The organism is Burkholderia reimsis (assembly GCF_003294055.1).
Classification (GTDB): Bacteria; Pseudomonadota; Gammaproteobacteria; order Burkholderiales; family Burkholderiaceae; genus Burkholderia; species Burkholderia cepacia.
In genome coordinates, this window is the sequence record NZ_QMFZ01000017.1 from 1 (window position 1) to 13,584 (window position 13,584).

General features: G+C 68.7%; 13 protein-coding genes. 12 read left to right on the forward strand and 1 reads right to left on the reverse strand.

Features of this window, described 5'->3' with window-relative positions; all coding sequences use genetic code 11:
* Nucleotides 1-190: 190 nt before the first annotated feature.
* The 12 genes from DPV79_RS19915 (at nt 191) to DPV79_RS19970 (ending at nt 12,254) form a co-directional block, all read left to right on the forward strand.
* The gene (locus tag DPV79_RS19915) at nt 191-1,201 is read left to right on the forward strand and encodes a universal stress protein (protein WP_113046289.1); all 1,011 of its coding nucleotides are present in this window, start codon (nt 191-193) and stop codon (nt 1,199-1,201) included.
* 18 nt (nt 1,202-1,219) lie between these two features.
* Nucleotides 1,220-2,200 (forward strand): quinone oxidoreductase family protein, encoded by a 981-nt coding sequence (locus DPV79_RS19920; protein ID WP_021159633.1) that lies wholly within the window; start codon nt 1,220-1,222, stop codon nt 2,198-2,200.
* 10 nt (nt 2,201-2,210) lie between these two features.
* Nucleotides 2,211-3,059: a TauD/TfdA dioxygenase family protein gene (locus tag DPV79_RS19925; RefSeq protein WP_021159632.1), complete on the forward strand. Its 849-nt coding sequence runs from the start codon at nt 2,211-2,213 to the stop codon at nt 3,057-3,059.
* A 118-nt stretch (nt 3,060-3,177) separates the two neighbouring features.
* Nucleotides 3,178-4,233 carry a beta-keto acid cleavage family enzyme gene (locus DPV79_RS19930; RefSeq protein ID WP_021159631.1) on the forward strand — a complete coding sequence of 352 codons (1,056 nt, stop codon included), beginning with the start codon at nt 3,178-3,180 and terminating at the stop codon, nt 4,231-4,233.
* Between the two features lie 163 nt (nt 4,234-4,396).
* Complete coding sequence (locus DPV79_RS19935; RefSeq protein WP_113046290.1) at nt 4,397-5,749, forward strand: MFS transporter; 1,353 nt, start codon at nt 4,397-4,399, stop codon at nt 5,747-5,749.
* A gap of 16 nt (nt 5,750-5,765) precedes the next feature.
* Nucleotides 5,766-6,359, forward strand: a complete 594-nt coding sequence (locus DPV79_RS19940) for an RBBP9/YdeN family alpha/beta hydrolase (protein ID WP_113046291.1) — start codon at nt 5,766-5,768, stop codon at nt 6,357-6,359.
* A 587-nt stretch (nt 6,360-6,946) separates the two neighbouring features.
* Nucleotides 6,947-8,113 carry an extracellular solute-binding protein gene (locus tag DPV79_RS19945; protein WP_113046292.1) on the forward strand — a complete coding sequence of 389 codons (1,167 nt, stop codon included), beginning with the start codon at nt 6,947-6,949 and terminating at the stop codon, nt 8,111-8,113.
* A gap of 49 nt (nt 8,114-8,162) precedes the next feature.
* A complete protein-coding gene (locus DPV79_RS19950; RefSeq protein WP_113046293.1) occupies nt 8,163-9,242 on the forward strand; it encodes an ABC transporter ATP-binding protein in 1,080 nt (359 codons plus the stop codon).
* Between the two features lie 46 nt (nt 9,243-9,288).
* Nucleotides 9,289-10,161 carry an ABC transporter permease gene (locus tag DPV79_RS19955; RefSeq protein ID WP_104767999.1) on the forward strand — a complete coding sequence of 291 codons (873 nt, stop codon included), beginning with the start codon at nt 9,289-9,291 and terminating at the stop codon, nt 10,159-10,161.
* The gene (locus tag DPV79_RS19960; RefSeq protein WP_060056485.1) at nt 10,161-11,084 is read left to right on the forward strand and encodes an ABC transporter permease; all 924 of its coding nucleotides are present in this window, start codon (nt 10,161-10,163) and stop codon (nt 11,082-11,084) included. The genes DPV79_RS19955 and DPV79_RS19960 overlap by 1 nt, the downstream gene beginning before the upstream one ends.
* A 124-nt stretch (nt 11,085-11,208) precedes the next feature.
* Nucleotides 11,209-11,646 carry a hypothetical protein gene (locus tag DPV79_RS19965; RefSeq protein ID WP_021159623.1) on the forward strand — a complete coding sequence of 146 codons (438 nt, stop codon included), beginning with the start codon at nt 11,209-11,211 and terminating at the stop codon, nt 11,644-11,646.
* A 395-nt stretch (nt 11,647-12,041) separates the two neighbouring features.
* Entirely contained in the window at nt 12,042-12,254 is a 213-nt protein-coding gene (locus tag DPV79_RS19970) for a hypothetical protein (protein WP_006497261.1), read from the forward strand.
* Between the two features lie 307 nt (nt 12,255-12,561).
* Here DPV79_RS19970 and DPV79_RS19975 read toward each other — a convergent pair whose 3' ends face one another.
* A complete protein-coding gene (locus tag DPV79_RS19975; protein WP_113046294.1) occupies nt 12,562-13,527 on the reverse strand; it encodes a D-2-hydroxyacid dehydrogenase in 966 nt (321 codons plus the stop codon).
* Nucleotides 13,528-13,584: the final 57 nt, after the last annotated feature.

A 13,584-nucleotide genomic window follows, 5' to 3' on the forward strand; every position in this document is an offset into this window, starting at 1 on the left:
GTGTGGGGGGAAGGATCGGCCGAACCGCGTTCGCGCGTCAATCCCCCCCGCGACGAGTGGGGCCGTACCGGCACCGCGTCGATAGCATGGGTTCCGATCCATGACGAACGCAACGAGGAGAGGGCCATGAACATCGTATCGAGCGGCACGCGGCGCAACGCGTCGCTCGCCGGATAAACGGAGCGGCACGATGTACCGCCATCTGCTCGTGACGGTCGACGGCGCGCCCGGCGGCATCGACGCGATCGGCCATGCGCTCGAACTGGCGCGCGCGGTCGGCGCCCGGGTCACGTTCCTGCTGGCCGGCGCCGCGCCGGCCTCGCGTTTATCCGGAGCGCGGCTGCCGGAACACGGTGCGAAAGTGGAAGCCGCCGCGCGGGCGCAGGGTTTGTCCCATGTGATCGCGGGGGCCGGCCTTCCGGGGGCCGGCCATCCGGGGGGCGGCGACGCGGCACCTGCCGCGCTGGCGGCCGAACTCGGCTGCGACCTGATCGGCGTTGCGGCGCTGCCGCACGACGCCGATGCGGCGGCCTGCGCGCAACGGCGGCACCTGCTCGCGACGAGCGGTGTACCGGTGCTCGTGTGCACGTCGCGGCGCACGCCGGCCGAGGCGCGCGTGATGGCACGTTGCCTGGATGCGCATCGCGCGGTCGGCGAGTTGCTGCATGCGCTGATGGCGTCCGGCGTGGACGCTGATGTGGACGTGGATGCACAGCAGCAGCGACAAGCGAGCGACGCGCAGCGTGGCCTGATGGCGGCCGACGCACACGCGGACGTACCGCTGCGCCGCGCGGCCGACGCGCAGCGTGCGCTGGCATCGCTCGCCGCGTTGCAGCGCGCCCGTGTCGGCACGGCCGCCGAAGCGCAGCTCTTCGCGGCATTGCGCGTGCGCGCGGAGTGCGTCGCGGCCGAACTGGACGAACTCGACCGCCAGCGGCAGCGCGATGCGCAAGCGCTCGATGCGCTCGAGCGAATCGCCGCGGACGGCCTGCCGTCGGCCGCGTTCGACGCGGCGCTCGCCCGTTATGCGCACGGCGCGTTCGAGCAGATGGGGCGGATGGAAGGCGTGATTTTCCCGGCCGCGCGACGCTACCTGGGCGACGCGGACTGGGCCGGACTGGACGACCCGCTGGCGGACGGCGCAGCCGCGACGCCGCCGGGCATGAACGAACCCGACGATGCGCGGCGCGCATCCGACTGACAACATACGGAGAACACGATGGCACATGCAGTGCGATTCCACGAAACCGGCGGCCCCGACGTGCTGCGCTGGGAAGCAGTCGACGTCGGCGATCCGGGCGCCGGCCAGGTGCGCCTGCGGCACGAGGCCGTCGGGCTGAATTTCGCCGACACCTATTTCCGCAGCGGCCTGTATCCGGTGCCGCTGCCGGCCGGGATCGGCGTCGAGGCGGCCGGCGTGGTCGACGCCGTCGGCCCGGGCGTGACGAACGTCGCCGTCGGCGACCGCGTGACCTACACGGGCTTCCTGAACACGCTCGGCGCGTACAGCACCGAGCGGCTGATCCCCGCCGCGCCGCTCGTGCGGCTGCCGGCCGGCATTTCGTGCGAAACGGCCGCGGCGATGACGATGCGCGGCCTGACGTCGGCCTACCTGCTGCGCCGTATCCACGCGTTTGCGCCGGGCGACACGATCCTGCTGCACGCGGCCGCCGGCGGCGTCGGGCTGATCGTTTCGCAATGGGCGAAGCTGCTCGGGCTCACGGTGATCGGCACGGTTTCCAGCGAGCACAAGGCCGCGATCGCCCGCGCGCACGGCTGCGACCATACGATCGACTACAGCCGCGAGGACGTCGCGAAACGCGTGCGCGAGCTGACGGACGGCGCGGGCGTCGACGTCGTGTTCGACAGCGTCGGCAAGGACACCTTCGAAGGCTCGCTCGATTCGCTGAAGCGGCGCGGGCTGATGGTGTGCGTCGGCACCGCGTCGGGCCCGATCCCGCCGTTCGATCCGCAGCGCCTCGCGATGAAGGGCTCGCTGTACCTGACGCGCCCGGCGCTGGCCGACTACATCGCCGATCCGGCCGAGAAGAACGACCTGGCCGGCGAACTGTTCGCGCACGTCGCGGCCGGCCGCATCAGGATCGAAATCAACCAGCGCTACGCGCTGCAGGATGCCGCGCAGGCGCACCGCGATCTCGAATCGCGCAAGACGACCGGTTCGTCGGTGTTCATCGTCTGAGGAGACGCGCATGCGAGTCGAACCCCTGACCTGCGCGCTGGGCGCGGAACTGCTGGACGTGAGCCTCGCCGACGCCGTGCACGACGACGGCCTGTTCGCCGAGATCCGCGCGCAGCTGCTGCGGCATCGCGTGCTGTTCCTGCGCGACCAGGACATCACGCGCGCCGAGCACGTCGCGTTCGCGCGGCGCTTCGGCGAGCTCGAGGATCATCCGGTCGCCGGCAGCGACCCGGAACACCCGGGGCTCGTGCGGATCTACAAGTCGCCCGACCAGCCGAACGACCGCTACGAGAATGCGTGGCACAGCGATGCGAGCTGGCGCGTGGCGCCGCCGTTCGGCTGCGTGCTGCGCTGCATCGACGGTCCTCCGGTTGGCGGCGACACGATGTGGGCGAACATGGTGCTCGCCTACGAGCGCCTGCCGGACCACGTGAAGCAGCAGATCGACGACCTGCGCGCGCGCCACAGCATCGAGGCGAGCTTCGGTGCGGCGATGCCGATCGACAAGCGCCTCGCGCTGAAGGCGCAGTACCCGGACGCCGAGCATCCGGTCGTGCGCACGCACCCCGAAACCGGCGAGAAGGTGTTGTACGTGAACGCGTTCACCACGCATTTCACGAACTACCACACGCCCGCGCGCGTGCGGGTCGGGCAGGACGCGAATCCCGGCGCCGGCCAGCTGCTGCAATACCTGATCAGCCAGGCATACATCCCCGAATACCAGGTGCGCTGGCGCTGGAAGAAGAACAGCGTCGCGATCTGGGACAACCGCAGCACGCAGCATTACGCGGTCATGGACTACCCGCCGTGCGTGCGCCGGATGGAGCGCGCGGGCATCGTCGGCGACGTGCCGTTCTGAGCGCGCTCGCACCCTAACCGATTCGCCACGCCGAACAACGCGCCGGGCCCGCCGCCCGGCGCGGCGGGATACGCACGCCCGTACGCCTGCACAAAAACGATTTCCACTGGAGGACGACATGCAATTTCTCGACGATTCGCTGCACCCGGAAAACCAGGACAAGGTAGTCATCACGGTCGCACCGTACGGCCCCGAATGGATGCCCGCCGATTTTCCGGAAGACATTCCGGTGACGATGGACGAGCACGTGCAGAAGGCCGTCGACTGCTACAACGCGGGCGCGACGGTGCTGCACCTGCATGTGCGCGAACTCGACGGCAAGGGCAGCAAGCGGCTGTCGAAGTTCAACGAGCTGCTCGGCCGGCTGCGCGAGGCGGTGCCCGACATGATCCTGCAAGTGGGCGGCTCGATCTCGTTCGCGCCGGAAGGCGACGGCGCGGAAGCGAAATGGCTGTCCGACGACACGCGCCACATGCTCGCCGAGCTGACGCCGAAGCCCGACCAGGTGACGGTCGCGATCAACACCGTACAGATGAACATCACCGAGCTGATGAACCGCAAGGACATCGCCGGCACGTCGCTGAACGAAGCCGCGCTGTGGGACGCGTACCGCGAGATGACCGTGCCGGCCGGCCCCGGCTGGGTCGACGAGCACCTGCGCCGCCTGCAGGCGGCCGGCATCCAGCCGCATTTCCAGCTCACCGGCATGCATGCGCTGGAAACGCTCGAACGGATCATCCGCCGCGGCGTCTATCGCGGCCCGCTGAACGTCACGTGGGTCGGCATCGGCGGCGGCTTCGACGGCCCGAATCCGTACAACTTCATGGAATTCGTGCGGCGCTGCCCGGACGGCGCATGCATCACGCTCGAATCCCTGATGAAGAACGTGCTGCCGATCAACACGGTCGCGATGGCGCTGGGCCTGCATCCGCGCTGCGGGATCGAGGACACGATCATCGACCAGAAGGGCAACCGGATGACCTCGGTGCAGCAGGTCGAGCAGTGCGCACGGATCGCGCGCGAACTCGGCCGCGACATCGCGACCGGCAAGGAAGCGAAGGCGATCTACCGGATCGGCGTGCAGTACGACGGCATCGACGAGACCCTCGCGCAGCTCGGGATGGCGCCGAACCGCCGGCCGGGCCAGCCGAACGTGCCGCTGCGGGCCGCCTGACGCGCCGCGCATCCGGGCCCGCGGCCATGGCGGCCGCGGCCCGCCGATCGTTGTGGCGTGGCACCCATCCCCGCGCGTGATGCGGGGGCGGACTCCGGTCAACGGAGCGGGGCCACGCAAGCCGCGCCGGAGCACGACCGCTCCGGTGCCGGAGGAGACACGCATGCTGATCCATCATGTCGAGCCGTCGATTCAGGACGTCGCCGCCGCCGGCCGGCGCGCGCCCGCCTATGCGTGGCTCGTGTTCGGGCTGACCGTCGGCCTGCTGCTGTCGGACTACATGTCGCGGCAGGTGCTCAACGCCGTGTTCCCGCTGCTCAAGCAAGCATGGGCGCTGTCGGACACGCAGCTCGGTTCGCTCTCCGGCGTCGTCGCGCTGCTGGTCGGGCTGCTGACGTTTCCGCTGTCGGTGCTCGCCGACCGCTTCGGGCGTGTGCGCAGCATCGTGCTGATGGCCGCGCTGTGGAGCGTCGCGACGCTCGGCTGCGCGCTGTCGACTCATTACACGGAGATGCTCGTCGCGCGCGGCCTCGTCGGGCTCGGAGAAGCCGCGTACGGCAGCGTCGGCGTCGCGCTGATCCTCAGCATCTTCCCGGCGCGGCTGCGCGCGACGCTGACCGGCGCGTTCATGGCCGGCGGCGCATTCGGCTCCGTGTTCGGCATGGCGCTCGGCGGGCTCGTCGGCGCGCATCTCGGCTGGCGCTGGTCGTTCGGCGTGATGGCCGCGCTCGGCATCGTGCTGCTCGTCGCGTATCGCTGCGTCGTGACCGAACGGCGGCTCGCCGCATATCGCTCTGAATTCGGCACCGAATGCGGCACCGAACCCTGCCGGCGCGACACCGACACGCCGCGCGACCTGCGCGGCAGCGTGCGCGTGCTGATGTCGGGGCTGTTCGCGTCGCGTTCGGTGATCTGCGCGTATCTCGGCAGCGGGCTGCACCTGTTCGTGCCGGGCGCGCTGTTCGCATGGCTGCCGAGCTACCTGAATCGCTACTACGCGATGGCGCCCGACCGCGCGGCCGTGCTCGCCGCCGGTTTCGTGCTGCTCGCGGGTATCGGAATGGTCGGCTGCGGGATCGTCACCGACCGCGTCGGCAAAACCGACGGCAAGCGCAAGTGGCTGACCGCGATCGCGTATTGCGTGCTGACCGGCGTCTGCCTCGAGGTCGCGTTCCGGCTGCCGCCCGGGCCGCTGCAGCTCGCGCTGATCTGCGCGGGCATGCTGGTCGGCGCGGGCGCGTCCGGTGCGTCGGGCGCGATGGTCGCGAACCTGACGCCGGCCGCGATCCACGCATCGGCGTTCGCGACGCTCACGCTCGCCAACAACCTGCTCGGCATGGCGCCGGGCCCGCTGCTGACGGGGTGGGCCGCCGATCGCGCCGGCCTCGTCGGCGCACTCCAATGGATTCCCGTCGTGCCGCTCATGGCCGCCGTGCTGTTCGCGATCGGACGCGCGAGCTATGTGGCCGACCTCGCGCGCGTCGAACGCGAACGGCGCGCGTCCAGACTTTCCTGAACGCTTCGGAGGCTGCATGACCCTGACGACCGCACCCACCATCCTGATCGTGCCCGGCTTGCGCGATCACGTCGAAGACCACTGGCAGACGCACCTCGAACGGCGCCTGCCGAACGCACGCGCCGTCGCGCCGCTCGAAGCCGACAAGCTGAGCCGCGCCGCACGCGTCGCGGCGCTCGATGCGGCGCTGGCCGCGATCGACGGCCCCGTGATCCTCGTCGCGCACAGCGCGGGGGTGATGATTGCCGTGCACTGGGCGCGGCAGGCCACGCGCAAGATCCACGGCGCGCTGCTCGCGGCGCCGGCCGATCTCGATACGCCGATGCCCGCCGGTTATCCGGCGCCCGACGCGATCGACGCGAACGGCTGGACGCCGGTACCGACCGGGCGGCTGCCGTTTCCGAGCATCGTCGCCGCGAGCCGCAACGATCCGCTCGCGCGCTTCGAGCGCATCGAAACGCTGGCGGCAGGGTGGGGCAGCAGGCTCGTCGATCTCGGCGAAGTGGGGCACCTGAATCCGGCGTCGGGGTATGGCGAGTGGCGCGATGCGGAACGGTTGATCGGCGAGGTGAGGGCGTTGGGTGAAGGCAATTCAGGCTTGAGGAATTGATATTCGGGCATTGTTTGCCGTCCTCGGGCCGTTTTCGTCCATTCATCGGGCGCCATGACTGACAGCGACGCGACCGCTCCATCCGATTGACGGACAAGCGGCCGATCGCTGTCATTTTTTGCGGAATGCCGTCACGGATCCCAAACGAAAGGTGCTGTACGGCGTTGCGTTGAAACCCCGCACGATCATCCGTCCTACCCACGAGGCCAAGGCTTCGACCGAAGCCGAGGAGGACGACGTCCCGCGCGGCGCGAAAAATCATTTCCGGCCACCGGGACGTGTTGATCGCGCTGAAGAACCGCTGATTTGCCGGGCCTGCCGAACGCTGACGGCACCGATCCAGTCGGGGCCAGTTGAATCCACTTCGCCGGGATTGCCCCAGCAGAGATATGACGTCGCAAGACGACTGGGCATCCAGCCGCGATCCCGGCCCGTCTTGCCGGGTAATCAAACTGGCACTCACCAGAAGGTGTTTGTCAGGGAAAGTCCCGCCCCGGCCACCTCGGTTTTTTGTTGACCGACATCGTATAACGCCGTCATGATTTCCTGAAAAGAAAGGTCCCATCCACCGACCGAAGTGAGGAGACATGAACGCCACCACGATCGCTCGCCGTGTCCGCCGGATCGCACTCGCCGTGAGCTTCACGCTGTCGGCCTCGGCAGCCGTTGCCGCCCCCGTATCGCTGAACATCGTCGATGTCGCGGGCAACCTGCAGCTCACGCAGAAGGCCATCGAAGCCTTCAGGGACAAGAACCCGACCCTCGTGTCGAGCGTCACGTTCACGAACGCGCCGGCGCCGCAGCTGCCGGGCAAGATCAAGGCGATGCAGGCGGCGGGGCGCGCCGACATCGACCTCGTGCTGACGGGCACCGACGCACTGGCCGCCGGCATCGAGCAGAACCTGTGGCTGAAGGTGCTGCCCGACAACGCGGGCGCATTCCCCGGCGTGCTCGACCGGTACGCACCCGGCCCGCGCAAGATGCAGGACCTCGCACAGGGCTTCGGCCTCGAAGTCACCTACATGCCGGCCGGCCCGCTGCTCGAATACAACCCGGCGAAGGTCAGCGACCCGCCGAAGACGCCCGACCAGTTGCTCTCATGGTGCAAGGCGCACCCGAACAAGCTGATCTACGCGCGCCCGGCGAACTCGGGCCCCGGCCGCACGTTCCTGATGGGGCTGCCGTATGTGCTCGGCGACAAGAACCCGCAGGACCCGATCAACGGCTGGGACAAGACCTGGGCGTTCCTGAAGCAGCTCAACGACTGCGTCCCGTACTACCCGGGCGGCACGTCGGCAGTGATGAAGGAACTCGGCGAAGGCACGCGGGACATGACCGTGACCGTCACCGGCTGGGATCTCAACCCGCGTGCGCTCGGCATCGTGCCGGCCGAGTTCCGGGTCCAGGCGTTCGACAACATGACGTGGGTCAACGATGCGCACTACATGGTGATCCCGAAGGGCGTGCCGAAGGACAAGCTCGACGTGCTGTTCAAGCTGATGAACTTCCTGCTCGAACCGGCGCAGCAGGCGATGACCTACGACGACGGTTACTTCTATCCGGGCCCGGCGGTGAAGGGCGTGACGCTCGAGATGGCGCCCGCGCACAGCCAGGAAGTGATCCGCAAGTTCGGCCGCCCGGAATACGCGAAGCTGCTGGCGGATCGCCCGCACGTGCAGCCGCTCAGCGCGCAGGCGATGGTCGCCGCGTTCCAGAAGTGGGACCGCGAGATCGGTTCGCAGAAGTCGAAGTGACGCATGGGCCGGCGGGCGCCACGGCGCCCGCGTCGATGGAGTTCGCGCAATGAAGCAGAGTTTCGAACGGCTGCGGCTCGATGGCGTCAGCCGCAGCTTCACCAATGCGGAAGGTGCGCAGATCGCCGCGCTGAACGGGCTCGACCTCGAGATCCGGCGCGGCGAGTTCATCGCGCTGCTCGGCCCGTCGGGCTGCGGCAAGTCGACCGCGCTGAACTGCATCGCGGGGCTGCAGCCGCTCACGAGCGGCGGCATCTGGCTCGACGACACGCGCATCGACGTGCTGCCGCCCGAGCGCCGTGGCTTCGGGATGGTGTTCCAGAACTACGCGCTGTTTCCGCACCTGTCGGTGCTCGACAACGTCGGTTTCGGTCTCAAGATGCGCGGCGTGCCGAAGCAGGAAACGCGGCGGCGCGCGCAGCAGGCGCTTGAACTCGTGCAGCTCGTCGGCCACGAGGGCAAGCTGCCCGGGCAACTGTCGGGCGGGCAGCAGCAGCGCGTCGCGATCGCACGTGCGATCGTCATCGAGCCGCCGCTCGTGCTGATGGACGAACCGCTGTCGAACCTCGACACGAAGCTGCGCATCGAGATGCGCGCCGAGATCCGCCGCATCCACACGCAGCTCGAACGCGCGACGATCTACGTGACGCACGACCAGGACGAGGCGCTGTCGATGGCCGACCGCATCGTCGTGATGAAGGAGGGCGTCGTACAGCAGGTCGCGACACCGAAGGACGTCTACACGCGCCCGCACAACCTGCACGTCGCGCGTTTCATGGGTTATCGCAACGTGCTGCCGTTCACGCTCGACGGGATGGCCGGCGGCCACGTAAACGTCAGCGCCGCAGGCGTGCGGCTCACGGGCGTTCCGATGGCCGGCTTCGACGCGAAGGACGTCGCGGTCGCGCTGCGTCCCGACGACATCGAGCGCGCGGCAGACGGCGCCGACAACGCGTTCGACGCGACCGTCGAAACGGTCGAATACGGCGGCCGCGATTCGCTGATCCGTGCGGCCACGCCGTTCGGCCCGATCTGGGCGCGCGTGGCCGGTGAATTCGCGGAAGGCGAGCATTTGCGGTTATGTGTTGCGCCGTCGCGCACGCTCGTCTATGCGGGAGACGCGCGATGAACGGCCGCCGCATCGCGTGCACCGCAACGCGCCATCGGGAGGCCGCGTGAGCACGCTCCGGGCCGGCGGCACACCGCGCGACGCGAAAGCCTGGCTCGTCACACCCGCACTCGCGTTCATCGTCGCGCTGTTCGTCTATCCGTTCGCCTACGGTCTCGTGCTGTCGTTCCAGCCGATGAACGGCGGCGGCGCGCTCGCGAACTACGTGCAGTTCTTCACCGACACCGCGATGTGGCCCACGGTGCTCGTCACGCTGAAGCTGGCGGTGCCGGCGACGCTGCTCAACGTCGGCGTCGCGGTGCCCGTCGCATTCGCGCTGCGCCGCAATTCGCCTTACCAGAAGTTCGTCACGACGCTGCTCGTGATTCCCGTCACGCTCGGCACGGTGCTCGTCGCCGACGGGATGCTCACGTATTTCGGGCCGAACGGCTGGTTCCCGCAGGCGTTGCAGGGGCTGCACCTGTACACCGACGAAGTGCGCCTCACGCACAACTACTGGGGCGTGCTGCTGTCGCTGATCGTGTCGGGTTTTCCGTTCGCATTCCTGCTGATGCTCTCGTACATCAGCGGCATCGACCCGACACTCGCGCGCGCGGCGGCGACGCTCGGCGCGAACCCGTGGCAGCAGTTCCGGCGGATCTACCTGCCGCTGCTCGTGCCGGGGCTCACGATGGCCGCGTGCCTGTCGTTCGTGCAGGCGTTCTCGGTGTTCCCGTCGGCCGTGCTGCTCGGCGCACCGGCCGGGCCCACGCGCGTGATCTCGATCGCGGCGGCGGAAGCGGCGTTCGAGAGCTACGACTATTCGCTCGCGTCGGCGATCGCGATCGTGATGGGTTTCGTGCAGCTGCTGGTGGTCGCGTCGATGCTCGGCGCGCGCCGCTTCTTCTATACCGGCGCGGTGACGGGGGGCAAGGGCTGATGGCGACCGACAATCATGCCGCCCGCGCGTGGCCGCCGAAGCACGATGTGCCCGACGTGCGGCCCGCCGACGCGAGGAAACCGCGGAAGATGGCAGGCCATCTCGCCGGCCGTGCGTGGCACGCGCTCGTCTGGGGGCTGATGGCGTTCTTCCTGCTGAACGTGATGCTGCTGATCGCGACCGTCGCGGTGAACTCGATCGCGACACGCTGGTTCGGCACGCCGCTGCCGCAGGGTTTCACGCTGCACTGGTACGCGAAGGCGTGGGCGGACTTCCAGCTCGCGAGCGTGCTGTGGGTGACCGTCGAGGTCGTCGGCGCGGTCGTGCTGCTGTCGATCGCGCTCGGCGTGCCGGCCGCCTATGCGCTCGCGCGCGTGCAGTTTCGCGGCAAGCGCTTCGCGCTGCTGGTGTTCCTGCTGCCGCTGATGGTGCCGCCCGTCACGTACGGGATCCCGATGGCCACCGTGATGTACAAGGTCGGGCTCGCGGGCACGCTGCCCGGCGTGATCCTCGCGAACCTCGTGCCGGCGCTGCCGTTCGTGATCCTCGTGATGACGCCGTTCATCGAGCAGATCGATCCGAATCTCGAAGCCGCCGCGCGCATCTTCGGCGCGAACACGTGGCGTTATTTCCGCCATGTGCTGCTGCCGCTGCTCGTGCCCGGCATGCTCGCGGCGGGGCTGCTCGTGCTGGTGCGCACGATCGGGATGTTCGAGCTGACCTTCTTCACCGCGGGGCCGAGCACGCAGACACTCGTCGTCGCGCTGTATTACGCGGTGTTCTCGACCGGCGTGCGCGCGCCGCAGTCGATCGACGCGATGGCGATGATCTACATGGCCATCACGCTCGTATGGGTGGTCATCGCGCTGCAGTTCGTGAGCCCGACGCAGCTCGTGAGCCGCGTGAAGCAGGAGCGGCAGTAGGGGCGTCAGCAGGCGCGGGCGAAGCGGAGGGGCGATCGCGCCCGTGCAATTGGTTACAAATGGATACCGCGCACGATACGCGGACGTTGCAGACTACGCGGCGTTCACCCGATAACGGATATCCATGAAGTTCCAGACGCTGCTGACACTCGCCGGTGCATCGACTCTCCTGGCCGCCTGCAACCTGCTCCACGACGGCCCCGGATCGGGCGACGTCGATGCCGCCGTGCGCCGCGCGCTCGAGGCGGAAAACCACGGCGGGCTGAACGCGCTGTTCGGCCAGCCGCTGCCCGTCTCGGCCGATGTCGTGTCGGCGAAGCCCGACGGAGATTGCAAGAAGGTCGGCGATCGCACCTACTCGTGCGACGTCGTGGTCACGTGGCGCAATACCGACTACAAGCCGTCGCGCGCGAACCTGACGTTCGTGAAGGCCGCTGACGGCTCGTGGCAGACGTCCGGCGTCGATGCGGCGATCGTGACGGGCACCGCGAAATCGCTGGTCGACCAGATCGGCAAGGCATGGCCCGGCAATGCGGCAAGCGGCGCGTCGGCGCCGCAGTGACGCAGTGACCTGCGAGGGCGACGGGCGGGGCGTTTCCCTCCGGTAATACGCGGCCTGTCGCGCCCGAACGCCGCGCCGCGCCTTCCACCGACCTCACGCCACCGACCGATTGCCCGCGAGCGCATCGCCGGATGCACCGGGGCTGGCGCAGCGGCGGGGCGGCGTCCGCGACCGGCCTGGTGGCCGGACACGGTTGCCGGCAGCGCCGGTACGGCGCGAACCCCGCAACCGGTCGACCCATCCTGTTCGACCGACACTCAGGCGCGGACTGGCAGGAAAAAAGGGCGCGAGCATCGCGTCCGCGCGCGACCGAATGCATCCTCGGTATGCGGGCCGGCTTATAGGGAAAACCCTTATTTCGAGATATAATCACGGCCTAAGTGATAGGTCGAACCATGCCTGAACGTTTCCAAACCCTTGAAAAATTTGTGTTTTCCCTCGTCGTGATGTCCGCGGTCGTGTGCTCGGCATTCCTCGCGTACGAGCGTCATCCCGAGATCAAGATCGCGCTGCACGAAGGCGAAGCGCTGATGCGCGAGAGCGCCAAGTATTCGGTCATCTGCTCGCCGTCCAAGGTCGATCCTTGCGTCGAGATGTCCGCTTACTGAAACGCACGCGTTCGGGTCGGGATCAGCGCGCCGGGTGGTGCGCCGCAGCCAAAGCCGGTGAGATCCAGTACACGGCCCGACCAGCGTCAGACCGGCCCTGCAGCATCGGCGGCCCGAGTTCCCTGACGTAGCGCTCGTCAGGCGTTCAGAAACCCGCTGCAAGACAGGGCGGATGCATGAACCCGATGCACAAACCCGCTACGTGCCGGGTCACTGGCATAAGCAACTCCCGATCCAAAGCCCCGCTTCGAGCAATCGAGCGGGGCTTTTCTCGTAGAGCCGTCGAAACGATCCCCGCGGCTGCGCATCACACGACATGCGTCGGAGCGCCCTCGACGAACGCGGCGACATTGTCGACGAGCTGATCGGCGAGCGCCTGCATCGCCTCGTCGCTCGCCCACGCGACGTGCGGCGTCAGGATGAAGGCCGGATGCGACAGGATCGCGTGGAACGGATGCGCGGCCGGCAGCGGCTCCTGCGTGACCACGTCGAACCCCGCGCCCGCGATCTGCCCCGACTGCAACGCGTCGACGAGCGCGTTTTCATCCACGAGCCCGCCGCGCGCGGTATTGATCAGCAGCGGCCGGCGTGCCATCCGCGCGAATGCGGCCGCGTCGATCAGGTGTCGCGTCGCGGGCGTGAGCGGACAGTGCAGCGTGATCACGTCGCTGTCCCGAAGCAGCGTGTCGAGCGGCGCATAGTCGTCCCCCGACGCATCGCCGTGCGCGGCGAACCGCATCCGCATGTCGAGCGCGCGCGCGATGCCGGCCACCGCGCGCCCGAGCACGCCGTCGCCGACGATCCCGAGCGTCGAGCCAGCCAGGTCGCGAATCGGATGATCGAAGAAGCAGAACTGCCCGCTGTCGAGCCAGCGCCCCGCGCGCACCGCGTCGCGGTACGCGACGAGGCTGCGGCGCAGCGCGAAGATCAGCGCGAACGTGTGCTCGGGCACCGTGCGGACCGCATACCCGCGAATGTTGCTCACGACGATGCCGTGCGCGGCACAGGCGTCGAGATCGACGATGTCGGTGCCCGTCGCGGCGATCGCGATCATCCGCAGGCGCCGCGCGTCGGCAAGCGCCGCCGCGTCGAGCCGCACCTTGTTGGTCACGACGATGTCCGCGTCGCCGATGCGCGAAGCGACCTCGTGCGCGGCCGTCCGCTCGAACGTGCGCAACGCGTGCGGAAACGGGAACGGCTTCAGCACGGTTTGCGGCGACAGCGTCGCGCGGTCGAGGAACACGATCTTCGCGGGAGAGGAAACGGAAAACATGGCGGGCCTCGCTGGCAGGCGCCCGGGGCGGGCGCGGAACGGGTTCGATTCTGCCGG